Origin of the sequence: Nocardia sp. NBC_01730 (assembly GCF_035920445.1) — a bacterium.
Classification (GTDB): domain Bacteria; phylum Actinomycetota; class Actinomycetes; order Mycobacteriales; family Mycobacteriaceae; genus Nocardia.
The window spans coordinates 4,576,517-4,600,786 of sequence record NZ_CP109162.1 but is presented as its reverse complement, the minus strand read 5'-3'; the positions used below and the strand labels follow the sequence as shown (position 1 = coordinate 4,600,786).

Here is a 24,270-nt window from a genome sequence, read left to right as displayed (position 1 = left end):
TGGGGGGCATGGCTGATGTGGTGGTGGTCGGCTCCGGGCCGAACGGGCTCGCCGCCGCGGTAATCCTGGCCAGGGCCGGTCTTGCGGTGGAGGTGTACGAAGCCGAGGCGACGGCCGGGGGTGGATCGCGCACAGCCGAGCTGACCGTGCCCGGATACCGGCATGACGTGTGCGCCGGTGCGCATCCGATGGCGTTGGCGTCGCCGTTCTTTCGCGCGTTCGATCTCGAGGCGCACGGTGTCGAGCTACTCGCGCCGGAGGTGTCCTACGCGCATCCGCTCGACGGCGGTGTGGCCGGACTGGCCTGGCGGGATCTGGAGCGGACCGTCGATGGCCTCGGCCGGGACGGTGCGGCCTGGCGTTCCCTGTTCGCGCCGCTGGTACGGCACTGGTCGGACGTGGTCGATTTCGCCATGTCGGATCTGCGCCGGATGCCACCGGGGCTCGGGACCGCCTTCCGGTTCGGGCTACGAACCCTGGAGCAAGGCACGCCGTTGTGGAACATCAGGTTTCGTGACCAGGCCGCGCCCGCCCTGCTCACCGGCATCGCCACGCACGCGATCATCCCGCCGCGCGCCATCACCGCCGCGGGCGCCGGACTGCTGCTCGGCACCCTGGCCCACGCCGGAGGCTGGGTTGTTCCGCGCGGCGGTAGCCAGGCGATCCCCGATGCTCTCATCGCCGAACTCGAACGCCTCGGCGGACGGATATCCACCGGGCACCGGGTCGACTCGCTGGACGAGTTCTCCGACGCCCGCGCGATCATGCTCGACCTCGCCCCTGCCGAACTGCTGCGCATCGCAGGCGACCGGCTGCCCGCGCGATATGCCGAGCGACTGCGGCGTTTCCGCTACGGTGGCGCGGCGTGCAAGGTCGACTTCGCGTTGTCCGGACCGGTGCCTTGGCGGGCCGATGGCTGCGAGCTGGCCGGGACGGTGCACGTCATCGGCACTCGCGCCGAGGCCATGGCGGCGGAACACGCCGTCGCCGCAGGGCGACACGCCGAACGGCCCTATGTGCTGTCCATCCAACCCGGCGTGGTCGATTCGACCCGGGCACCCGCGGGCAGCCACACGTTCTATACCTACGCGCACGTGCCGAACGGCTCCACCCGCGACGTCAGTGACGCCGTGATCGCCCAGGTCGAGCGTTTCGCGCCGGGTTTCCGCGACCTGATCGTGGCCGAGAATGTCCGCACCGCGGCCGAGATGCCCGCGCACAATGCCAACTATGTCGGCGGCGACATCTCCGCGGGCGCGATGTCCCTGCGCCAGTTCGCCTTCCGCCCCGCCGTGCGTTGGAACCCTTACGCCACACCCATTCCCGGCGTCTACCTGTGCTCGTCGGCGACCCCGCCCGGCCCGGGCGTGCACGGCATGAACGGCATGCACGCTGCCCGCCACGCTCTGCGCGGGCGCTTCGCTGTCCACACCGACCCCCTGGACCTCCTCCGGACCCGTACCCCGCAGCTTCGCTGATCCAGCGCACGCCCGACCAGCTCGCCCGAATGCTTGCGCCATGCCGGTTATCGGCGGTGCGCGAAGGCTTACCTGTTGGCGAGTTCGGTGCGGTAGAGGTCGGGTTCGAGGTAGATGACGCGGGCGGCGGGGACAGTGGAGCGCACGCGGGATTCGGCGTCGTCGATCGCGGTGGCGATGGCGGCGACGTCGAGGCCGGGAACCACGCCGATCTTCGCGGCCACCAGCAGCTCGTCGGGGCCGAGGTACTGGGTCTTGAGGTGGATCAACCGGTCGATGCGGGTACCGTCGACCAGATTCTCGCGGATCAGCCGGTCCTCGTCGGGGGTCGCGCCCTCGCCGATCAGCAGGCTCTGCATCTCCACGATGAGCACGATCGCGATCACGCCGAGCAGCCCGCCGATGGCCAGGGTGCCGACGCCGTCCCAGACCGCGTCGCCAGTGAGCATGGTCAGGCCGACGCCCGCGAACGCGAGGAGCAGACCGACCAGCGCGCCGGTGTCCTCCAGCAGCACCACCGGAAGTTCGGGGCTGCGCGAATTGCGAATGAACCGCCACCAGCTCGCATCACCCTTGAGCGGCTTGGATTCCCGGATCGCGGTCATGAAGCTGTAGGACTCCAGCCCGATCGCGATCACCAAGATGACGATCGCCACGAGCGGCGAACTGAGCTCCTCCGGATGCTGGATCTTGTGGATGCCCTCGTAGATCGCGTATCCGGAGCCGAGCGTGAACAGGACCAGCGCCACGATGAACGAATAGAAGTAGCGGTTGCGCGCGTACCCGAACGGGTGCAGCGCGTCGGCCTCACGCTCGGCGCGGCGCTGACCGAGCAGCAGGAGTCCCTGGTTGCCAGTGTCGGCCACGGAGTGCACCGCCTCGGCGAGCATAGACCCGGAGCCGGTGATCGCCGCGCCGACGAACTTCGCCACGGCGATCCCCGCGTTCGCCGACAACGCCGCGATTATCGCCTTCTTGCCACCACCAGCTGACATGGAAGCATGTCCTCTCTGTTTTCGACCTATCCGCGAACAGACTAATGGGCGCAGTCGGACGTAGGCCATCGTCAGCCCGCGCATGGCCGGAGCGAATGCGGAGGTACGCCTAATGGGCGCAGTCGGACGTAGGCCATCGTCAGCCCGCGCATGGCCGGAGCGAATGCGGAGGTACGCCTAATGGGCGCAGTCGGACGTAGGCCATCGTCAGCCCGCGCATGGCCGGAGCGAATGCGGAGGTACGCCTAATGGGCGCAGTCGGACGTAGGCCATCGTCAGCCCGCGCATGGCCGGAGCGAATGCGGAGGTACGCCTATGACAGCCGGACCGGACAATTCGGATCGGTCAATTGGTTCCGCCCACACACGCGCAGAACAGCTGGGCATTACCGTTCACCGCCTGGGCGCGGATATCGGTGTCGGCCGCGGAGATCCATGCGGCGGCGCCACGTTCGAGCTCGAGCAGGGAGCCGTTCTGGAACAGTCGCACCGCGCCCGCCGTGCACAGCACGATGCCCGGCCCCGCCGCGGTCAGCGGCACCTTCGCGGAGCCTGCGACGAGGTCGAAGCGCCGCAGCACGAACTCCGGGGCGGGCGTGCGGTAGCGCACCGACCCGCCGCCTGCCGGTTCCGGCAGCACGACGGGCAGGTTGATCGGCTCGAAGTCCAGCACCCGTAAGAGTTCCGGCACGTCTACGTGCTTGGGCGTGAGACCGCCGCGCAGCACATTGTCGGAGTTGGCCATGATCTCCACGCCGAGTCCGCGTAGGTAGGCATGCAGGTTTCCGGCCGCGAGGAACAGGCCCTGGCCCGGTTCCAATGTCAACCGGTTCAGCAGCAGTGCAGCGAGCACGCCGGCGTCGCCGGGGTAGGCCTCGGCGAGTTCGAGCGCGGTGCGGGCTTCGGGGACGAATTCGCGCTTGCCCTTGCCGGACAGATAGCGCACGCAGCCGTCCAGCACAGCGGGCAGCAGTGTGGCGAGCACATGGTGCGGCAGCGTGATCCAGGTGGTGAACAGGGTGCGCAGACCCGCCGAATCCGGTTGGGCGGCAAGCAGATCGGCATAGGAGGCGAGCCCGTCCACGCGCAGCGCGCGTAACAGCTCGACCGTGCGGCGTGGGTCACGGAATCCGGCCAGCGCCTCGAACCGGTCCAGCGCGACGATCAGTTCGGGCTTGTGGTTGCCGTCGCGGTAGTTGCGCATCGGCGAGTCCAGCGGCACCCGCGCCCGGTTCTCCCGTTCGAATCCGGCCTCGGCCTGTGCCGTGCTGGGGTGTGCCTGCAGCGACAGCGGCTCCTCGGCGGCGAGGACCTTCAACAGGAACGGCAGCTTCCCACCGAATTCCGGTGCGGCGGCGCCCAATTCCCGGTCCGGGTCGGCTGCGACGAGTTCGAGCAGCGAGATGGTGTGGTCACCGATCCGTACCTGCGCGGGGTCGGCCGGATGGGCGCCGAACCAGAGTTCGGCCTCCGGGTGCGCGGAAGGAACGGGCCGTCCGCACAGCTGAGCGAGTGCGGTGCGCGATCCCCAGGCATACGACCGCAGCGCACCGACGAGTTCGTGCACTAGTAGCTTCCCCCGTACTGCCCCTGGCTGTCGGCCGCGGCGGGGCGGGATCCGATCAGCCCCAGGTAGGCGGCGGCCATCTCCAGTCGCAGCGCGAGCACGGCGAGCTGTTCGAGTTCGGTGCCGTGCCCGGATGCGGACTCCTCGGAATGGGTCTGCGCGGGCGCGGCGGGGTCGGTCAGGTCGGTGCGCAGCAGATCGACGTCGGCATTGACCAGATCGGCGTCCACCGGGCTCGACGCCGCGCCGTCGAACACCGCGATCCGGCGGCGCGCGGCCGCCTGATCGGGATCGGTGCTGAGCATGAACACCCGGATGCGCTCGACCGGCGCGGGCCCGTCGAGCTCCTCGTCATGGAACAGTGGATCGAAGTCGGGCGTCGATCCGCCTGCCGCCTCGGCAATTCGGCCCTTCGCCGCGACGGCCTCGGCGAGATCCACCGCGGCACACACCCGGCCCGCGGACTGCAGCAGCACCTCGGCGCCATGCTCGGCGAGTTCGGCCGCGGCCGGCGAGTCGCCCGCGAGCACGATGCCGCGTTGTTGCATTCGGGCGGCCAGCGTCTTGGCCGGGTTGTGGAAGACCTCGTTCTGCGGGCCGTCGCGCAGCGCCTCCGCGTCGAGCACGTCGGCCAGCTCGGTGAGATCGGGGACTGCGGCGCCGGCGCGGAGGGGGTCGATCGCACGCAGTACCGCGATTCCGGCGGCCAGGAAGCGCAGCAGGCGGTTGTGATCGAGCACCTGCACCCTCGGTTCCAGCAGTGCGGCCCGACCGGCCGCCGCGGCGCGCAGCGGGCCCTCGTGCGGCGCGGCGACGACCACCTCGGCGCCGCGGCGCAGCGCCCGGTCGATGGCGTCGATGAGGCGCGGATCGCCCGCGTCGTCCCCGGAGACGAGCACGACGTCCAGCGGTCCGACCCACGGTGGCAAGGCGGTCGCGGGCACGACGGGTAGGCCTGCGCGATCGCCGAGAGCGGCGACCAGCAGACTCGCGGCACGCGCCGCGCGTCCGGAACCGGCAACCAGCACCACGCTGCGCGGTCTCAGGTCAGCAAGGCGGGCCAGCGCATTCTCACCGACGGCCGCCGCGGTGGCGCGCACCTGGGCGCCGCCCGAGGCGGCCGAGCGCAGGGCGCCGCCGGTATCGGCCGCCTCGAGCGAAGCGGCATCGTCGAGGTCGAGCACCGGTGTTCCAGCGATCATCGGGCGTCCCACCTCCCCTCATCGCGCTGTGTCGTTTCCGCCCCCGCGCCCACCCGGTTCAGCTGCCACACCGAGACCGAGTCGGGCGAATCCAAGGCCTGTGATTCCACTATTCCAGTCAGGAGCGGACGATGCTCAGGATCTCGGTTACGAGTACGTCTACTTCCTCCGCCGATCGGGCCTCGACGTTGAGCCGGAGCAACGGTTCGGTATTCGACGCGCGCAGGTTGAACCAGGCGTCGTCGGCCAGCTGCACAGTCACCCCGTCCAGCCGGTCCACCGAGTGCGCCCGGTCCGCGAAAGCCTCTACTACGGCCATCGTCCGCTCCTTCGCATCGGCCACTGTGGAATTGATCTCTCCGGAGGCCGCATACGTTGCGTACGACGACATCAGGTCCGACACCGGCCGGTCTTTCTCGCCGAGCGCGGCAAGTACGTGCAGGGCCGCGAGCATGCCGGAGTCGGCGCCCCAGAAGTCGCGGAAGTAGTAGTGCGCGGAGTGCTCGCCGCCGAACACGGCTCCGGTGGCGGCCATTTGCTGCTTGATGAACGAATGACCGACCCTCGTGCGCACCGGCGTTCCGCCCAGCTCGTGTACCAGTTCCGGCACCGCACGTGAGGTGATCAGGTTGTGGATGATCACCGCGCCCGGCTCCTTGGCAAGCTCGCGTTCGGCGACCAGGGCGGTGATCGACGACGGCGATATCGGGTCGCCGTTCTCGTCCACCACGAAGCAGCGGTCGGCGTCGCCGTCGAAGGCGAGGCCGATGTCCGCGCCGGACGTGCGGACCAGCTTCTGCAAGTCCACCAGGTTCGCCGGATCCAGCGGGTTGGCCTCGTGGTTCGGGAAGCTGCCGTCCAACTCGAAGTACAGCGGCACGACGGTCACCTGCGGCAGCGTGCCGAGCACCTGGGGCACGGTGTGGCCGCCCATGCCATTGCCCGCGTCCACTACGACGGTGAGGGGGCGGATGTCGTCGAGATCGACGAGGCCGCGCAAGAAGTTCGCGTAGTCGGCGAGCAGGTCGAGTCGGGTCGCGGCGCCGCGCGCTCCTTCGGGGCCGGGCACGCCCTCGATCAGCTCGTCTTTGATGGTGGCGAGGCCGGTGTCCTGCCCGACCGGGAGGGCCTTGGCCCGGCACAGCTTGATGCCGTTGTAGCGGGCCGGATTGTGGCTGGCGGTGAACATGGCGCCGGGGCAGTCCAGGTGGCCGGAGGCGAAATACAGCTGGTCGGTCGATGCGAGGCCGATGTGCACGACGTCCAGCCCCTGGGCGAGCACGCCGTCGGCGAAGGCGGTGGACAGCTCCGGTGAGGAGTCCCGCATGTCGTGTCCGATGACGACCTGGTTCGCGCCCTCCGCGCGCATCAACCGGGCGAACGACGCCCCGACATCCCTGACGAATTCCGCATCGATCTGTTCACCGACCACGCCGCGAACGTCGTATGCCTTGATCACCGCGTTCACGAATTCGGCAGAGCGGGGGACTGTCATGCCCAACACCCTAGTGGTTGCCACCGGTCGGTCCGCCACCGTCCTGGTCCGGTCAGGACGGCGGATCAGGGAGGACGCGCAGATGGCCGCGGCGACCGGTGCGCGTGGTGCGTGGCGGCGGGGGAGCATAGTCGTGGTAGCCGCGCTGGTCGTGTTCCGGCGGGCGGCGGCGCAGTCCGGCCTCGCGGACCGCTTCGGCGAGCGCGGTCAGATCGTCGTCGTCCGGTGTGCTCGAGGAGAATCCGCCTTCGTGTCGAACCAGCTCCCAACCCTTCGGGGCGGTGATCCGTGAGCCGTGTGTTTCGCAGAGATCCCAGGAGTGCGGTTCGGCAACCGTCGCGAGTGGTCCGACCACTGCCGTCGAATCCGAGTACACATAGGTGAGCGTCGCGACGGCCGGATTCTTGCAGCCTGGTCGGCAGCAACGACGCATGGGGATCACGCCGATGAGAGTAACCCTCCTGGCGCGTCGATGGGGACAGACACGCTTGGCGAATCTCAGTCTGCTCTCAGCGGAATGCGGGAAGCACGGCGTTCCGCGGGAGGCGCCCGTGGCGCGTCCGACGGTGTGTTCCACAGTGGAGATCCCCGGGCATCCAGCCTACGCGCCCGTGGATCGGTTTCGCTCGCCCCGCAATGGCATTCGAGGGGTGGGCCCGTCCGGATGGGTGCGGATCACTCGGCTTCCGGGTCGATGACGTCCGGGTCGACGCCGAGGTAGGTCGCGACCTGCTGGACCAGGACCTCGCGCAGCAGGTCGACCAGGTCGTCGGGATCGCTGGCCCGCAGCTCGAGCGGCTTGCGGAACAGCACGACCCGCGCCCGGGTCGCCGCGCCGTGCCGGTCGACGCCGGCCGGGATGAGCCGGGACAGTGGGACCGGCCCGTCGGCGACGACCTCGTCCGGCCAGGTAACCGAATCGGGATGCAGCGGACGGATTTTCGGAACATCGTCGACGGCGATGTCGAGTTTGGTGAGCCGGTCGTGCCATCGGGTGTCCAACGGGGCGAACGCCTCCAGCACCAGCCGGTCGAACTTCTGGCCGCGGGTCCGCCAGGCCGGCACCGTGGGTGGCAGCATCGGCCCGCGCACTCCGCGGCCGCGGCGGATCACCGACCGGGCGGTGGGCGGTCGACGCTTACGGGAACGTGCCATGACACAAAATCTAGGCCAGTGTATTCCCGCCGCGCTCATCGAGGCGGCGTGATGGTCTCGTCGTGTCGATGAGTGTGCCGGCGAGTGTCGCGTCGGTGCTGCCGTGAACCGACGGTCGGGCGCGGGATCGGCTGTCCTCGCGTGTTCCCGGAGTCACCCTGGTGGAGGTGGGCAACTCCGGGCCTCGCGTACGTCTCAGCTGATGCCGCGCTTGAGGCGGCGGCGCTCCCGCTCGGAGAGCCCGCCCCAGATGCCGAAGCGCTCATCGTGCGCGAGTGCGTACTCCAGGCACTCGTCACGTACTTCGCAGCCCATGCAGATCCGTTTCGCCTCACGGGTCGAGCCGCCCTTCTCGGGGAAGAACGCCTCCGGATCGGTCTGCGCGCACAGGGCACGCTCTTGCCACTGCTCTTCGATGGATTCGAACATCTCGTCGAAGCCGGTCACGACCAGGCTGAGCCGGGGTGCCGAGACTCCGTCACCCCCCTCTTCGTCCTTCCAGCCGTTGTCTGCGCAGACGCCACGTGCTGCGCCTGCTGTGGAATCGGTCGGCGAGACCATCTCATTGGCCATCGCTCCGCCTCCTCACTGTGTGTTAGCGCAGAATGATTCGTTCCGTCGGACCAACACGCATGCCGACGGCCATACCCCGCGACGTTGTCCCGCGGACGTCCCCGAGCCTGTCATTCACTCGAATGTCTGTTCGAAAAGCTGCTCGCGCCTTGGGCTCTCGCGCGAACCCGGAATGACATGACTGTGATTAGACACGCCGGACGTGTCGATGGTCAAGCCGCCGACGCTATTCCGTTACTATCCGCAGCCGCATTCCGAATTGATCTTGTCATGTACGTTAGCAAATAGATAGCAAATTTACTGCGAGTCGTGGCCGCCGGGGTACCGCATAGGCTGTGCGGATGTGACTGGACAACAAGCGGACGCTGTACCCGGGTGCGGGCCCCGGATCGCCGTCCTGGTCGGCGGTGTAGGTGGCGCGCGTTTCCTCCAGGGCGTCCGCGAACTGCTGCCCGAGGCCGACATTTCCGCGATCGTGAACGTCGGTGACGACGTCTGGATGCACGGCCTCCGGATCTGCCCCGACCTCGATACCTGCATGTATACCCTAGGTGGCGGTATCGATACCGAGCGCGGCTGGGGCCGGGTCGGCGAGACCTGGCACGCCAAGGAGGAACTCGCGAAATATCATGCCCAGCCCGACTGGTTCGGCTTGGGGGATCGTGATATCGCCACGCATCTGATCCGAACCGAAATGCTGCGCGCCGGCTACCCGCTCTCGGCGGTCACCGAGGCGCTGTGCAACCGGTGGCAGCCCGGCGTGAAACTCATCCCGGCAACCGACGATCGCTGCGAAACGCATGTCGTTGTGACCGACCCGGACAATCCTGGCGAACGGCGCGCGATCCATTTCCAGGAGTGGTGGGTCCGCTACCGCGCGAACGTCGACACCCATGGATTCGCCACAATCGGCGCCGATGACGCCAAACCGGCACCAAATGTGACGGAGATCATAACGTCCGCCGATGCGGTGCTCCTCGCTCCGTCGAACCCGGTCGTGAGCATCGGAGCCATCCTCGCCGTGCCGGGTATTCGGGGCGCCCTGCGCACGACCGAGGCCAAGGTGATCGGCGTGTCCGGCGTGATCGACGGAAAGCCGTTGCGCGGTATGGCCGACGAGTGCCTGTCGGTGATCGGGGTGGACACCACGGCCGAGGCGATCGGTCGTTACTACGGCGCCCGCTCGGCGACCGGAATCCTGGACGGCTGGCTGATCCACACCACCGACACCGCCGACGTGCCCGGCGTCGAGGTGCGTAGCGTGCCTCTACTGATGACCGAACCGCCGACCACCGCCGAAATGGTGCGTCAGGCACTGGATCTCGCGGGAGTGAAGCCATGACGACACCCACCGACCACGCGGCAGGAGAGCTGCGCATCCTGCCCGTCACCGGCCTTCCGGAGTTCCGGCCCGGTGACGACCTGGCCGAACACCTTGCTCGGTGTGCACCCTGGCTGGCCGACGGCGACGTGCTCGTAGTCACCAGCAAGATCGTCGCGAAGGTCGAGGGCCGAGTCGTGGAGGCGCCGATGGACCCCGAGGAACGGGACAGCGCCCGGCGCAGGCTCATCGACCAAGAGGCGGTGCGGGTGCTCGCGCGCAAGGGCCGCACCTTGATCACCGAGAACAAGCTCGGCATCGTGCAGGCGGCCTCCGGGGTCGACGGCTCGAATGTCGAACAGGGCGAACTCGTTCTGCTGCCCACCGATCCGGACGGCAGCGCCAAGGCGCTGCGGACGGCGCTGGCCGAGCGACTGGGCGTGACGGTCGCGGTGGTCGTCACCGACACCATGGGCCGCGCCTGGCGCAATGGCCAGACCGACGCGGCGATCGGCGCCGCGGGGCTTCGGGTGCTGCACGACTACGCGGGTGCTGTAGACGGCCAGGGAAACGAGCTGCACGTCACCCAGGTCGCGGTGGCCGACGAGCTGGCCGCCGCGGCGGACCTGGTGAAGGGCAAGCTCGGCGGCGTTCCCGTCGCCGTGGTGCGCGGGTTTTCGGTCACCGACGACGGGTCCGACGCCGCCGACCTGCTGCGCAGTGGCACCGACGACCTGTTCTGGCTCGGTACGGCGGAGGCGATCGAGCAGGGGCGGCGGGAGGCGATTCTGCTGCGTCGGTCGATCCGCCAGTTCGCCGACACCCAGGTCGATCCCGAACGCATCCGTGCGGCGGTGTCCGTCGCATTGACCGCGCCTGCCCCGCATCACACCCGCCCGGTGCGGTTCGTCTGGCTGCGCAAGCCGGGTCTGCGCGCCCAGTTGCTGGAGGCGATGGCGGAGAAGTGGCGCGCCGATCTCACCGCCGATGGCCTCGCGCCGGAACGCGTCGAGCGCCGCATCGCCCGTGGCCGCATCCTGTTCGACGCACCTGAGGTGATCATCCCGTTCTGCGTGCCAGACGGCGCGCACGACTATCCGGACGAGCGGCGGCGCGCCGACGAGCGCACCATGTTCACGGTCGCGGTGGGCGCCGCGGTGCAGGGCCTGCTCGTCGCCTTGGCCACCGAGGGGATCGGCAGCTGCTGGATCGGGTCGACCATCTTCGCTCCGGAGGTCACCCGTGACATCCTCGGCCTTGCCGACGACTGGAACCCTCTGGGCGCGATAGCCATCGGCCATCCGCTGGAGGAGCCGACCCCGCGGCCGGTGCGCGGTGCAGGCCTCGGCCTGGTCGAGCTGTGAGTGCGCGAGCGCCGCTCGGCGTGGGCGAGCGAACAACAGGCACAGCCGAACATCGCGCGGTCATCCGGGGGCGAAGCGCGGGCGAGGTGGAGTCGTGACCGCGGCCTCGCTGCATGCCTCGGCCATTGAGCTGCTCGAATCCTGGTGTCCCGCAGCGAGTTCCGACCAATCGCTGCGCGAGGCGATGCTGGCTTTCCTCGGCTCGGCTGCACGGGGCTGCCTACGTGAACATGTACCCGGCCACATCACCGCCTCGGCAGTGGTCTTCTCCCACGACGAGCGCGAGGTGCTGCTGACCCTGCATCCGCGGGTGGGCCGGTGGATCCAGCTCGGCGGGCACTGTGAGGAGGGGGACGCCACGGTCGCCTGCGCCGCACTGCGCGAAGCGACCGAGGAGTCCGGCATCGCGGGCCTGCGGCTGGAGCCCGGGCTGTACGGCGCGCAGGCGCATCCGATCACCTGTTCGCTCGGTCTACCGACCAGGCACCTTGACCTGTTGTTCCGGATCACCGCGCCCGTCGGCGCGGTACCGGTGCGCAGCAGCGAGTCCACCGATCTGCGCTGGTGGCCGGTGGACTCGCTGCCCGCCGACGCCGACGTCCTGCTGCGTTGACGCGCGACCGCCGAAACTCACTGCCACAGACCTCCACCCCGGACAGTGCCGATGGGGTGCTTGCGGGGTGGATCGTCCGACGGTGCCGCGAGCGTCTCACCCGACGCCCGCGCCGCATCCGGCGGAGCTGTTCGGCTGCCTGCGTCTCGTCCGAGTAACCCATAAGCAGCGGACGGGGCCATTCTGGTCCTTTACAAATTGTCTGATTTGTCTAGACATGAGACAAATGGCACGGTATCGTCCAACATTAGAGGTAACGCACGTCACACGTGATGTGCCGCTCGTGATGTGCCGCTTTGAATGGAGACAACGATGTCGACAGACGCTGACCTGTCCGCACAGCCGGTCGACTCACCTGCTTGGCGTGACCGCAAGCGATACATGTGGCTGTGGGGCTTGTTCGCACCGACCGGCCTGTTCACAATCGGCCTCCCGCTCGTCTGGGTGTTGAACGAACTCGGCTGGCACCACCTGGCTCAGGTGCCGTTCTGGCTCGGGCCGATCCTGGTCTACGTGCTGATCCCGTTGGCCGACATCTTCTTCGGTCCGGACGGCGACAACCCGCCCGACGAGGTGATGGAGTACCTGGAGAACGACAAGTACTACCGCTACCTCACCTACCTGTACCTGCCGTTCCAATACGCGACGCTGCTCATCGCGGCCTACCTGATCACCGCGGACAACGTGAGCTGGCTCGGCATCGATGGCGGGCTGCACATCGTGGACAAGATCGGCCTGGCGATCACGGTCGGCATGATCGGCGGTATCGGCATCAACACCGCGCACGAACTCGGCCACAAGAAGGTGAGCCTGGAGCGCTGGCTGTCCCGTATCGCGCTGGCCCAGTCGTTCTACGGGCATTTCTATATCGAGCACAACCGCGGCCACCACGTGCGGGTCGCGACGCCGGAGGATCCGGCGAGTTCCCGCGTCGGCGAGACCTTCTGGGCATTCTGGCCGCGCACCGTGTGGGGCGGCCTGAAGTCGTCCTGGCACCTGGAGAAGGTCCGCTTGGAGCGGCTGGGCAAGAAGTCGTGGAGTCCGCGGAACGAAGTGTCCAGCGCCTGGCTGATGTCGGCGGTGCTGTACGCGGTGCTGCTGGCGGTGTTCGGTATCGAGCTGCTTCCGTACCTGATCCTGCAAGCTGTCGTCGGCTTCAGCCTGCTGGAGGCGGTCAACTACCTCGAGCACTACGGCTTGGTGCGCCAGCGGACCGCCGGCGGACGCTACGAGCGGCCCGCTCCGGTGCACAGCTGGAACAGCGACCACATTGTCACGAACATCTTCCTGTACCACTTGCAGCGGCACAGTGATCACCACGCCTATCCGACCCGCCGCTACCAGACGCTGCGCAGTTGGGATGGCGCACCGAACCTGCCGAGCGGCTACGCCAGCATGATCTTGCTCGCCTACTTGCCTCCGCTGTGGCGCCGCGTCATGGACAAGCGGGTGCTCGCGCACTACGGCGGCGACATCACGCGCGCCAACATTCATCCGGGCAAGCGTGACCAGGTGCTCGCGCGCTACGGCGCGGATGCTCCGACCGGCGGTGCACAGGTGGCCGGGGCATGAGCGAGCAGTGCGAGCGAGCAACGGGCGCAGCCGCCATGGCGATTATCGGGGGGCCGGGCGCCGGCGAGGTGGAGTTATGACCGCGTATCGCTGCCCAGTCTGCGACTATGTCTTCGACGAGGCGAAAGGGGCGCCGCACGAGGGTTTTCCGGCGGGCACCGGGTGGGAGACCGTGCCGGACGATTGGTGCTGCCCCGATTGCGGTGTACGAGAGAAGATCGACTTCGAGCAGATAGGGGCCACGAAATGAGTACAGCATCGCCGAGGGATTCGATGAGGGGTGGCGGCCGGGAGACGGGTGGGCCCGAATACAAGCTCTATCAATGCATCCAGTGCGGCTTCGAATACGACGAGGCCGAGGGTTGGCCGGACGACGGGATCGCGCCGGGAACCCGCTGGGACGACATTCCGGACGACTGGACCTGCCCCGATTGCGGAGCCGCCAAGGCCGACTTCTTCATGGTCGAGATCGAGCGGTCGTGAGACTTTGACTGCGGCAAGTGCCCGTGACAATGTCGCGGGTATGCCGCGCAACGGAACCAGGATTCCCTACCAGGAGGCCGCACGGGAACTCCTGCGCACGTCGGTCCTGGACGCGATGCGCGAGCTGCTCACCGAGCGCGACTGGTCCAAGATCACGCTCGGTGATGTCGCCGCGAGGGCCGGAGTGAGCAGGCAGACGCTCTACAACGAGTTCGGCTCGCGCAACGGCCTCGCCCAGGCGTATGCGTTGCGTTTGGCCGACGATCTGGTCGACCACGTCGACGCGGCGATCACCGGCAATGTCGGTGATGCCCGCGCCGCGTTCCGCGAGGGGATGGCCGACTTCTTCCTCGACGCGGCTGCCGACCCGCTGGTGCGGTCGCTGCTCGCGGGCGAGGTGAAGCTGGATCTGCTGCGGCTGATCACCCTCGATGCCGGGCCGCTGCTCGACCATGCGACCGAGCGGCTTTCGCTCGCGTTCCAGCGCAGTTGGGTGGCGGCGACGGACACCGAATCGGACGTCATCGCGCACGCGCTGGTGCGCATAGCGCTGAGCTACATTCCCACCCCGCCCGGCCCGGGACGGGATGCCCCGGAGGAGTTGAGCGCGCTGCTCACCCCGTACGTCGAGGCGATCCTGGCGGCGCGGGTGCAGAGCTGAGCCGATTGGCCCACGGCAACCGGGGCGCGATCGAGGGCAGTGATTCTCATCACATGTGAACCTCCCCGAGGGTCGGCTGCCAGGCAGGTAATCTCTGCCACGTTTCAACCGTTCAGCTAGATGTAACAGACGTAGAGTCTGCAACTATCTTCATGCGTCGTCGAAGTCAGGGTCATATTAAGCGGGGCAAACGTGCAAACGGTTGGCAAACCGGCGGGGTCGGCCGATCCCAAACGCCATCTGTGGGTTCTCGGCTTGATCGCTCCATCATCCGCATTGTTGCCGTCACAGCTCGTGCTCCACACGGGCGCTGTGGTCTTCTGGTGGATCGGGCCGATCATTGTGCTGGTCGTGATCCCGGTGCTGGACTGGCTGATCGGCGAGGACGGCAGCAACCCGCGGGATGAGGACTACGAGTTGCTGTCGAACGACCGGTACTACCGGTGGTGTACCTACCTGTTCTTGCCGATCCAGCTGATCGGGTTGGCCGTCGCGTGCTACCTGTGGGCCGGTGACGAGTTGAGCGTGGTCGACAAGCTCGGGTTGGCCGCCACTCTCGGTCTCGTCAGTGGCATCGGCATCAACGCCGCCCACGAACTCGGGCACCGAGTCGAGCACCTGGAGCGCTGGCTGGCCAAGATTGCCCTGGCTCAGTCCGGGTACGGGCATTTCTTCGTCGAACACAACCGCGGGCACCACGCGCGGGTGGCGACTCCGGAGGATCCGGCCAGCGGCCGACTCGGTGAGTCGTTGTGGGAGTTCCTGCCGCGCAGCGTGTCCGGTAGCTTTCGTTCGGCGATCGGTCTGGAGCGCGAGCGACTGGTCCGCAAGGGCAAGGGTTGGTGGAACGTGGACAACCACATCCTGCAGGCGTGGTCGATGACCCTGGTGTTGTTCGGCGGCCTGATGGCGGCGTTCGGCCCTGGGGTGCTGCCCTACCTCGCGTTGCAGGCCGTGATCGGCATCGCCCTGCTGGAGACGGTGAACTACGTCGAGCACTACGGCCTGCTGCGGTCGCGGCGCCCGAACGGGCTCTACGCCCGCTGCTCGCCGCGGGACAGCTGGAACAGCGACCACCTGGTCACCAACATCTTCCTGTTCCACCTGCAGCGCCACAGCGACCACCACGCCAACCCCGGCCGCCGCTACCAGACGCTGCGCAGCTCCCAGCAGGCTCCGCAACTGCCTGCGGGGTACGCCACGATGATCGTGCTCGCCGCCATCCCGCCGCTGTGGCGCCGGATCATGGACCGGCGCGTTGTGGACCACTACAGCGGCGACATCACACTGGCGAACATTCAGCCGCGCAAGCGCCGCCGGATCCTGTCGGCACACGGGGTGACCACCTAGTCCGTATCCGGCGGCCAGCGACTAGCCTTGCCTCGGTACTTGCCGAACCAGGAGAGGCTGATGACCACCTCAGAACTTCCCGCACGCACATCTTTGACCGCCGATGTCCGCAATGGCATCGACTACAAGGTGGCGGACTTGTCGCTGGCCGAATTCGGTCGCAAGGAGATCCGCCTCGCCGAACACGAGATGCCCGGTCTGATGGAGCTGCGCCGTGAGTACGCCGAGGTGCGGCCGCTGCAGGGCGCGCGCATCTCCGGCTCGCTGCACATGACCGTGCAGACCGCGGTGCTGATCGAGACGCTGACGAGTCTCGGCGCCGAGGTTCGTTGGGCCTCGTGCAACATCTTCTCCACCCAGGACCACGCGGCCGCCGCGGTCGTCGTCGGACCGCACGGCACTGTCGAGGAGCCGAAGGGCACCCCGGTCTTCGCCTGGAAGGGCGAGACCCTGGAGGAGTACTGGTGGGCCGCCGAGCAGATGCTCACCTGGCCGAACCAGCCCGCCAACATGATCCTCGACGACGGCGGTGACGCCACCATGCTCGTGCTACGTGGCGCACAGTTCGAGAAGGCGGGCGTGATTCCGCCGGAGGACGAGGACCACTCGGCCGAGTACAAGGTGTTCCTGAACCTGCTGCGCGAGCGCTTCGAGACCGACAAGGGCAAGTGGAGCGCGATCGCAGACTCGGTCCAGGGCGTCACCGAGGAGACGACCACCGGCGTGTTGCGGCTCTACCAGTTCGCGGCGGCGGGTGAACTGGTGTTCCCGGCGATCAACGTCAACGACTCGGTCACCAAGAGCAAGTTCGACAACAAGTACGGCACCCGCCACTCGCTGATCGACGGCATCAACCGCGGCACCGACGTGCTGATCGGTGGCAAGAAGATATTGATCTGTGGCTACGGCGATGTCGGTAAGGGCTGCGCGGAATCGCTTGCCGGACAGGGCGCCCGGGTGCAGGTCACCGAGATCGACCCGATCAACGCACTGCAGGCGCTGATGGACGGCTACGACGTGGTGACCGTGGAGAAGGCGATCGGCGATGCCGACATCGTCATCACCGCGACCGGCAACAAGGACATCATCACCCTCGAGCACATGAAGGCGATGAAGGACCAGGCCATCCTCGGCAACATCGGGCACTTCGACAACGAGATCGACATGGCGGGGCTGGAACGTTCCGGCGCAACGAAATTGACGATCAAGCCACAGGTCGACCTGTGGACGTTCCAGTCCGGCCGGTCCATCCTGGTGCTGTCCGAGGGGCGCCTGCTGAACCTGGGCAACGCGACCGGACATCCGTCGTTCGTGATGTCGAACAGCTTCTCCAACCAGGTGATCGCGCAGATCGAGTTGTGGACCAAGCCGGAGGAGTACGACAACGAGGTCTACCGTCTCCCGAAGCACTTGGACGAGAAGGTCGCTCGAATCCACGTCGAGGCGCTGGGCGGCGAGCTGACCAAGCTCTCCAAGGACCAGGCCGAGTACATCGGCGTGGACGTGGAAGGCCCGTACAAGCCGGAGCACTACCGCTACTGAGCGGTAGGCGCGTGGGTGTCCCGTCGACCGTCCGGTCGGCGGGTACCGCGTGGTCGGTCACCGAGCCGCGTCCGGCCAGGTCGGCCCGGTATCAGCCCTGGTCGGTCGGTGTCGGCGGCGAACAGGCGGCGGGGTATCGTGCCTGCCCATGGGAGTGCTGTTAGCGGTCGAGGGCCTCGACGGCGCGGGAAAGCGCACGCTGATCGACCGGGTCGTCGCCGATCTGCGCGAGCGTGGCCTGCGGGTGCAGGCGATGGCCTTCCCGCGGTATCACCACTCGGTACACGCCGACCTGGCCGCCGAGGCGCTGCGCGGCGCGCATGGCGATCTCGCGGACTCGGTCCGCGGCATGGCGTTGCTGTTCGCACTGGACCGCGCGGGCGCCCATGACGAGTTGTCGAAGCTGTTGGCCGACAACGACGTTGTGATTCTGGACCGCTATGTCGCCTCCAACGCCGCGTATTCCGCTGCCCGGCTCGGGCAGTCGGCCGACGATGAAATCGTCGACTGGGTGGGCGAATTGGAGTTCGGCAGGTTCGACCTTCCCGCGCCCGCGGTGCAGGTATTGCTGGATGTGCCGACCGAGGTCGCGGCCGAGCGTGCCCGCAGGCGAGGCGAACTCGACGACGCCCGCGCGCTCGACGCCTACGAACGCGACCGCGGTCTGCAGCACCGAACCGGTGCGGTGTACCGTGAGCTGGCCGAACGCGACTGGCACGGGCCATGGTGGACATACCGATCCGACGACGACCCGGTTACGCTGACCGCGCGGATCACCGAAATCATTGGTCGATAAGGTTGGCTGTGCCGCGGGTTCACACCAGTGTTGGCGTGGCGGCCCGATCCTGGCCTGGGAGATGACAACATAGTAGTTATGAAGCCGAAGATTCTGGTCGTCGACGACGATATGGCACTCGCTGAGATGCTCACGATCGTCTTGCGCGGGGAAGGGTTCGACCCGCATGTGGTCGGCGACGGCACACAGGCCCTTGCGGCGGTTCGGGAGATCCGCCCGGATCTGGTGCTGCTGGACCTGATGCTGCCCGGTATGAATGGCATCGACGTGTGCCGCGTGCTGCGGGCCGATTCCGGGGTTCCGATCGTGATGCTCACGGCCAAGACCGACACGGTCGACGTCGTGCTCGGTCTGGAGTCGGGCGCCGACGACTACATCGTCAAGCCGTTCAAGCCGAAGGAACTCGTCGCCCGGGTGCGCGCCCGTCTGCGCCGCACCGAGGAGGAGCCTGCCGAGCTGCTGTCGATTGCGGATATCGTGATCGATGTGCCCGCGCACAAGGTCAGCCGCGGCGGCGCGCAGATCTCGCTGACGCCGCTGGAGTTCGACCTGCTCGTCGCGCTGGCCCGCAAGCCGCGCCAGGTGTTCACCCGTGAGGTCCTGCTCGAGCAGGTCTGGGGTTATCGGCACGCCGCCGACACCCGGCTGGTGAATGTCCACGTGCAGCGGCTACGCGCCAAGGTCGAGAAGGATCCCGAGAATCCGGAGATCGTGCTGACCGTCCGTGGCGTCGGCTACAAGGCCGGACCACCGTGACCCGGCCTGAGTTCATGGCCCGGAGGCGGTAGCTTGCGTGACCACGAAGGTCCCCGCCGAGGCCGGCATTCAGACACCGATGGCGTGATCGCACGTCTTCGGCGATCGATGGCACCGGTGGTGGCCTGGTTCCAAGCGGTCGGCAGCGCCCTCGGCCACCTCTGGCGCCGCTCGCTGCAGTTGCGCGTCATCGTGTCGACTCTGACCCTGTCGCTGATCGTCATCACGATCCTCGGCGTGGTGTTGACCAGTCAGATCACCGACCGCCTGCTGGACGCCAAGATCAATGCGGCGCTCGAGGAAATGGACCGCGCGCGCAACACGGTGCAGAGCCAGCTGGTCGGCGTGCACGACATCGGCACCCAGCAGCAGCGTCTGCAGGATGCGCGCAACGCGCTGTCCAACCGCGGCGACGCTGGCCAATCGACCGGTGCCGCAGGCACTTTCGATTCGGCGCTGACCATCATCGGTGGCATGCCGCAGCAGCAGATCTCCACCGGCCCGATCCAAGAGGTGCCCGACGAGCTGCGCCGGTTCGTGCAGCGCAACCAGGTCAGCTACCAGTTCGCCACGGTCGACGACCCGGACGGTTACCGCGGTCGTGCGCTGATCATCGGCAGCCCGAGCGCCGACACTCCCACGCTGGAGATTTATCTGATCTTCCCGCTGGCCAACGAGGAACGCAGCCTCGCGCTGATGCGCGGCACCATGCTCGTCGGCGGCATCGTGCTGCTGGTGCTGTTGGCCGCGATCACCGCGCTGGTGACCAGACAGGTGGTGTTGCCGATCCGCTCCGCGGCCAGGATCGCGGGTCGTTTCGCCGACGGCAGGCTCAAGGAACGCATGCTGGTGCGCGGCGAGGACGATATGGCGCGGCTGGCCCAAGCGTTCAACGAGATGGCCGAAAGCCTGTCCAACCAGATCACGCAGCTGGAGGAGTTCGGCAACCTGCAACGTCGGTTCACCTCCGACGTCAGCCACGAGCTGCGCACGCCGCTCACCACGGTGCGCATGGCCGCCGACCTGATCCACGGCAGCAGCGACGACCTCGACCCCGCCCTTGCCCGCAGCGCCGAGCTGCTGGTCAACGAGTTGGACCGGTTCGAGGGCCTGCTCAACGATCTGCTCGAGATCAGCCGCCACGACGCGGGCGTCGCCGAACTTCAGGTCGAATCGCTCGACGTGCGGATGTGCGCGCGGGCCGCGATCTCCACCGTGCGGCACCTGGCCAAGGACGCCGGTGTCGAGGTGATCACCGATATGCCGGAAGAGCCGCTGGTCGCCGAGGTCGACCCGCGCCGGGTAGAGAGGGTGTTGCGCAATCTGCTGGCCAACGCGATCGATCACAGCGAGGGCAAGCCGGTGCTGATCCGGATGCGCGGCGATGCCGACGTCAACGCGGTCGCCGTCGTGGTGCGGGATCAGGGCGTCGGCCTGCGACCCGGCGAAGAGAAACTGGTCTTCAACCGGTTCTGGCGCTCGGACCCGTCCCGGATGCGCCGCTCCGGCGGCACCGGTCTCGGCCTGTCGATCAGTGTGGAGGACGCGAACCTGCACGAGGGCAAGCTCGAGGCGTGGGGCGAGGTCGGCGTCGGCGCCACCTTCCGACTGACGTTGCCGCTGGTGCGCGGGAAGAAACTCGGCGCGAGTCCGCTGCCTCTGGAGCCTGCCCGCAAGTCGATGCGGGTGGTCGAGCCGGAGCGGCCCGCCGATCCCGTCGCCGCGAATCCGGCCGCCGCGGGCGACAGCGCATCAACGCCCGCCGATCCCGCGTCCGGTACAGCACCTGTGTCTGTACCCGGCGGCGAGCCTGCCTCTGGTGGCGCTTCGGCATCGGGTGCTGCTGTGTCTGTGCCTGGTGGCGAGCCTGAGTCGGGTGCTTCCGCGTCCGGTGACGGGCCTGCTTCTGGTGGGGCGTCGGCGTCGGATTCTGGCGGTGCGGCTGCTTCTGGCGACGGGCCCGTGTCCGATAGTGCTCCTGCTTCTGATTCGGCGCCCGCGTCCGGAGCCGGGCAAGCGTCCGGTGGCACATCCGCGTCCGGTGACGGGCCTGCTTCTGGCGGGGCGTCGGCGTCGGCGTCTGGTAGTCCGCCTACGTCTGGTGGCGTACCTGGGTCCGGCGACGGGAAGACCCTGTCCGGTGCCACGCCCGCGTTCGGTGACCGACCCGTGCCCGGTTCGAACGGATTGCAGGCGCCCGAGTCGATGCAGTCCGGGGGCGGGACGGAGCGCAAGTCCGGGGACGTACAGTCATGAGCATGCGTGCCAGGTCTGCGCGGAGGCAGCGGTTGTCCACGCTGGTCGCGGTCGTGGTCGCGATCTTGTTGCCGCTGACCGGATGCGCCAGTCTGCCCGAGTCCTCCGCGCCGCAGGCGCTGGGCACGATCGACCGAGAGCCCACGTCCGAGGGTCCGCCGCCGCCCATCGCCAACCGCGATCCGGATCTGCTGCTGCGCGACTTCCTGCAGGCCACTGCTGATCCGGCAAATCGCCACCTGGCCGCGCGCCAGTACATGACCCCCGCGGCCTCGACCCAGTGGGACGACGCCGCGAGCACCGTGATCGTGGAGAAGCCGGACACATTGCGTGAATCGCGCTCCGGCGACAAGGCGACGTACCGGATCCGCGCGCGCAAGGTCGGCGAGCTGGCCGCGGACGGCGCGTACCACGCCAGTGACGGCCTCGTCGAGCACAAGATCGAGCTGACCAAGATCGATGGAGAGTGGCGCATCGACGAGCTGCCCGACGGCGTCGTGATGGACTCCACCGCGTTCGCCAGGTCCTATCGGCGCTACGTGCTGTACTTCGTCGACCCCGCTGGTACCACCGTCATCCCGGATCTGCGCTGGGTCTCGGTGGCCAAGGTTCAGCTGACCCAGAAGCTGCTCAGCCTGCTGACCGAGGGCACCCAACCCGCGCTCGCCCCGGTCCTGCGCAACGAGCTGGCCGGGCCGGTCGCCGTCCGCGGTGCGATCACCAAGGCGAACGGCGACCCCGACGGGGTAGGCATCGGGCTCGGCGGCGTCAAGATCGACTTCGCCGGCGCCTCCGCCCTGAACCCGCGCGATCGCGAGTTGCTCGCCGCCCAGGTGATTCTGACGTTGTCCGGCGCCGACATCCTCGGCCCCTACGTTCTGCTCGCCGACGGCAAACCGCTGGACGACCGGTTCGCCGCGAACGGATGGACCGTCGCTGACGTGCAGCAGTTGAACCCGGCGACATCCGCACGCAATCAGGTCGGGCTGCACGCGCTGCGCGGCGGCGGACTGGTGCGGTTCCAGGACAACGGCGGCATCACGCCGACACCGGGGTATTTCGGCGCGGTGAACAACCTGCAGTCGGCGGCGCTGTCCCAGGACGGTCAGCTGGTGGCAGCGGTGGCCGAGACAGGAAGGTCCGAGCAGCCCCGCACACTGATGGTCGGCACTTACGGCGGCAACGCCTTCCCGGTGGCCGCGGGCTCGACCATCACCCGACCTTCGTGGACCTCCGACGGCAGCGCGGCGTGGGCGGTGGTCGACGGCGAGCGGGTGATCCGCGCGATCAACGACCGGGCCACCTCGACGGTCTCGGTGCAGGAGGTCGACACCTCGGCGCTGGCCATGGTGTCCTCCGGTCTCGCGCCGAGGTCGCCGATCACCGAGTTACAGATCGCACGCACTGGCGTCCGGGCGGCGCTGATCGCCGACGGCAAAGTCTATGTGGCGGTGGTGGAACGGCGTCCGGACGGTCACTACGCGCTCACTGCGCCGCTGCCCATCGCGATCACCCTGAGCACCCGCGCTGTGTCGCTCAGCTGGCTCACCCTGGACACGATCATCATCGCTCGCGAGGGCAATGTCGACCCGGTGAACACCGTCTCGGTGGACGGTTCCCAGCCGATGCCACAGACCAGCCGGAACCTGACGCCTCCGGTGCGAGAGGTCAGCGCGTCGCCGGAACACCAGTACGTCGCGGACTCACGCGCGGTGCTCGAGCTGACCAGCAATCCGGACGGCGGTGAGCCGTACTGGCGCGAGGTGCCCGGTCTGGGCGCGAATGCCGTTCCGGTCCTGCCTGGCTGAGATCGTCGGTTTCTCCGACTCGCCGTGACCCGTTGGTGGCGGTGCGCACCGTGTGATCATCGAGGGGCGTCGACGCATTGATGTGACCGCGGGGGTCGTCGAAGACGGCAACCCGTCGGCGGGCGGAGACGCGGTGGCGGTCGGTCGTTTGGGGAGCACCATCGACTGGCAGCAGTGGGCGCCGTCCCATCGTTTGCGCGGCGTCTGTGCGGTTCGCGTACACCGGTCTTGATCAGGTCCTCCGCGCAGTCGCGTGGCGCGTGCACGATACCGAGCGACAGGCCCCACCATCGCAGGGTTGACGAGGGCACGGCCGCGGCGATAGCGGTCGTTCTGACGTTAGTCGGCGCCCCGATTCTCGAACTGCGGCTGGGTCGTCGTGATCACTTCCGGGGCATCGTATTCCGCAGCCGCAGCCGCAGCCGCAGCCGCAGCCGCAGCCGCAGCCGCAGCCGCAGCCGCAGCCGCAGCCGCAGCCGCAGCCGCAGCCGCAGCCGCAGCCGCAGCCGCAGCCGGCGAAGTTGTCGGTGCCTGGGCGCAGACTCGGGCGATGGGGACGCTGCTGGATCTGATTCTGCCGACGGCCTGCGGTGGGTGCGGGCTGGCAGGGACGGCGTGGTGTGCCGACTGCGGGGCCGCCTTGGCCGCGCCGCCGGTGCGGGTGCGACCGCGCACGGATCCGGGTGTCCCGTGCTGGGCGCTCGGTCCCTACCGCGGGCCGGGCAGGCGTGCGGTGCTCGCGGCCAAGGAGCGGGGTAGGCGGGATCTCGCGGAGCCGCTCGGCGCGGCGCTCGCGGGCGGGCTGGCGCGGCTGCGGTCGTCGGATCGGCCGCTGGTACTGGTGCCTGCGCCGAGCAGGGCCGCGGCGGCACGGCGTCGGGGCGGAGATCCGGTGCTGCGGACGGCGAGCGTAGCCGCGAGGTGTCTGCCCGATAGCCGGGTGGTATCAGTGTTGCGAGTGTGGCGCGGGGTGCGTGATTCGGTCGGCTTGACGTCTGGTGAGCGGGTGCACAATCTCGGTGGGCGGGTGACCACTGTACCCGGCTGCGCCTCCGAGTGGGGGATACCGAAAGACGCCGAGGTGGTGGTGGTCGACGACGTTCTGACAACCGGTGCGACGGCCCGGGAATCGGTCCGCGCGCTCGCGCGGATCGGGCTGCCGATACGTGGGGTTTCGGTCATCTGTGCCGCTTGACGCCGGGAAATTTGCGTGAACACTGGCGATCCGCCCGATGTCGTACTAGCGTCGCGATCACACACCCGAACCAGGAGTTTGGAGGTGTC

The 24,270-nt window shown here is 68.1% G+C and carries 21 protein-coding genes and 1 pseudogene; 15 read left to right on the top strand and 7 right to left on the bottom strand.

Going from position 1 to position 24,270, the window contains the following annotated elements; all coding sequences use genetic code 11:
- Window positions 1-8 precede the first annotated feature (8 nt).
- Window positions 9-1,478 carry a phytoene desaturase family protein gene (locus OHB12_RS18520; RefSeq protein WP_327109860.1) on the top strand — a complete coding sequence of 490 codons (1,470 nt, stop codon included), beginning with the start codon at window positions 9-11 and terminating at the stop codon, window positions 1,476-1,478.
- 68 nt (window positions 1,479-1,546) lie between these two features.
- On the opposite strand, the gene OHB12_RS18515 is transcribed toward OHB12_RS18520, so the two are convergent.
- The 7 genes from OHB12_RS18515 to OHB12_RS18485 all read right to left on the bottom strand — a co-directional run bounded on the left by OHB12_RS18515 (window position 1,547) and on the right by OHB12_RS18485 (window position 8,320).
- The gene (locus OHB12_RS18515; RefSeq protein ID WP_327109859.1) at window positions 1,547-2,473 is read right to left on the bottom strand and encodes a cation diffusion facilitator family transporter; all 927 of its coding nucleotides are present in this window, start codon (window positions 2,471-2,473) and stop codon (window positions 1,547-1,549) included.
- 345 nt (window positions 2,474-2,818) lie between these two features.
- Window positions 2,819-4,039: a mannose-6-phosphate isomerase, class I gene (gene manA, locus OHB12_RS18510; protein WP_327109858.1), complete on the bottom strand. Its 1,221-nt coding sequence runs from the start codon at window positions 4,037-4,039 to the stop codon at window positions 2,819-2,821.
- Window positions 4,039-5,241: a tobH protein gene (locus OHB12_RS18505; RefSeq protein ID WP_327109857.1), complete on the bottom strand. Its 1,203-nt coding sequence runs from the start codon at window positions 5,239-5,241 to the stop codon at window positions 4,039-4,041. The genes manA and OHB12_RS18505 overlap by 1 nt, the downstream gene beginning before the upstream one ends.
- 118 nt (window positions 5,242-5,359) lie before the next feature.
- On the bottom strand, window positions 5,360-6,736 hold the full coding sequence (locus OHB12_RS18500) for a phosphomannomutase/phosphoglucomutase (RefSeq protein ID WP_327109856.1): 1,377 nt from the start codon (window positions 6,734-6,736) through the stop codon (window positions 5,360-5,362).
- A 52-nt stretch (window positions 6,737-6,788) separates the two neighbouring features.
- Entirely contained in the window at window positions 6,789-7,169 is a 381-nt protein-coding gene (locus tag OHB12_RS18495) for a DUF3499 domain-containing protein (protein WP_442800113.1), read from the bottom strand.
- Window positions 7,170-7,411: 242 nt separating this feature from the next.
- The gene (locus OHB12_RS18490; protein WP_167477524.1) at window positions 7,412-7,891 is read right to left on the bottom strand and encodes a metallopeptidase family protein; all 480 of its coding nucleotides are present in this window, start codon (window positions 7,889-7,891) and stop codon (window positions 7,412-7,414) included.
- Between the two features lie 195 nt (window positions 7,892-8,086).
- A complete protein-coding gene (locus OHB12_RS18485) occupies window positions 8,087-8,320 on the bottom strand; it encodes a WhiB family transcriptional regulator (protein ID WP_041561325.1) in 234 nt (77 codons plus the stop codon).
- Window positions 8,321-8,807: 487 nt separating this feature from the next.
- Here OHB12_RS18485 and cofD point away from each other — a divergent pair, with 487 nt between their 5' ends.
- From cofD to OHB12_RS18415, 14 genes and pseudogenes are all read left to right on the top strand, one after another.
- Window positions 8,808-9,806: a 2-phospho-L-lactate transferase gene (gene cofD, locus OHB12_RS18480; RefSeq protein ID WP_327109854.1), complete on the top strand. Its 999-nt coding sequence runs from the start codon at window positions 8,808-8,810 to the stop codon at window positions 9,804-9,806.
- The gene (locus tag OHB12_RS18475) at window positions 9,803-11,149 is read left to right on the top strand and encodes a coenzyme F420-0:L-glutamate ligase (RefSeq protein WP_327109853.1); all 1,347 of its coding nucleotides are present in this window, start codon (window positions 9,803-9,805) and stop codon (window positions 11,147-11,149) included. The genes cofD and OHB12_RS18475 overlap by 4 nt, the downstream gene beginning before the upstream one ends.
- 94 nt (window positions 11,150-11,243) lie before the next feature.
- Window positions 11,244-11,762: an NUDIX hydrolase gene (locus tag OHB12_RS18470; RefSeq protein WP_327109852.1), complete on the top strand. Its 519-nt coding sequence runs from the start codon at window positions 11,244-11,246 to the stop codon at window positions 11,760-11,762.
- A gap of 312 nt (window positions 11,763-12,074) precedes the next feature.
- Window positions 12,075-13,334 (top strand): alkane 1-monooxygenase, encoded by a 1,260-nt coding sequence (locus OHB12_RS18465; protein WP_327109851.1) that lies wholly within the window; start codon window positions 12,075-12,077, stop codon window positions 13,332-13,334.
- A gap of 76 nt (window positions 13,335-13,410) precedes the next feature.
- On the top strand, window positions 13,411-13,584 hold the full coding sequence (locus OHB12_RS18460) for a rubredoxin (RefSeq protein ID WP_327109850.1): 174 nt from the start codon (window positions 13,411-13,413) through the stop codon (window positions 13,582-13,584).
- 23 nt (window positions 13,585-13,607) lie between these two features.
- On the top strand, window positions 13,608-13,817 hold the full coding sequence (locus OHB12_RS18455) for a rubredoxin (RefSeq protein WP_327121225.1): 210 nt from the start codon (window positions 13,608-13,610) through the stop codon (window positions 13,815-13,817).
- Between the two features lie 40 nt (window positions 13,818-13,857).
- Entirely contained in the window at window positions 13,858-14,478 is a 621-nt protein-coding gene (locus OHB12_RS18450) for a TetR/AcrR family transcriptional regulator (protein ID WP_327109849.1), read from the top strand.
- A 255-nt stretch (window positions 14,479-14,733) separates the two neighbouring features.
- On the top strand, window positions 14,734-15,828 hold the full coding sequence (locus OHB12_RS18445) for an alkane 1-monooxygenase (RefSeq protein WP_327109848.1): 1,095 nt from the start codon (window positions 14,734-14,736) through the stop codon (window positions 15,826-15,828).
- Between the two features lie 60 nt (window positions 15,829-15,888).
- Window positions 15,889-17,370: an adenosylhomocysteinase gene (ahcY, locus tag OHB12_RS18440; protein ID WP_327109847.1), complete on the top strand. Its 1,482-nt coding sequence runs from the start codon at window positions 15,889-15,891 to the stop codon at window positions 17,368-17,370.
- 148 nt (window positions 17,371-17,518) lie between these two features.
- Window positions 17,519-18,166, top strand: coding sequence for a dTMP kinase (locus OHB12_RS18435; RefSeq protein ID WP_327109846.1), 648 nt, complete (start codon window positions 17,519-17,521; stop codon window positions 18,164-18,166).
- 78 nt (window positions 18,167-18,244) lie between these two features.
- Complete coding sequence (gene mtrA, locus OHB12_RS18430) at window positions 18,245-18,922, top strand: MtrAB system response regulator MtrA (RefSeq protein ID WP_039800350.1); 678 nt, start codon at window positions 18,245-18,247, stop codon at window positions 18,920-18,922.
- Between the two features lie 108 nt (window positions 18,923-19,030).
- Window positions 19,031-20,680 (top strand): annotated as a pseudogene (mtrB, locus tag OHB12_RS18425) (MtrAB system histidine kinase MtrB); the annotation flags it as partial.
- A gap of 494 nt (window positions 20,681-21,174) precedes the next feature.
- Window positions 21,175-22,986 (top strand): MtrAB system accessory lipoprotein LpqB, encoded by a 1,812-nt coding sequence (lpqB, locus tag OHB12_RS18420; protein ID WP_327109845.1) that lies wholly within the window; start codon window positions 21,175-21,177, stop codon window positions 22,984-22,986.
- A gap of 550 nt (window positions 22,987-23,536) precedes the next feature.
- Complete coding sequence (locus tag OHB12_RS18415; RefSeq protein ID WP_327109844.1) at window positions 23,537-24,181, top strand: ComF family protein; 645 nt, start codon at window positions 23,537-23,539, stop codon at window positions 24,179-24,181.
- Window positions 24,182-24,270 lie beyond the last annotated feature (89 nt).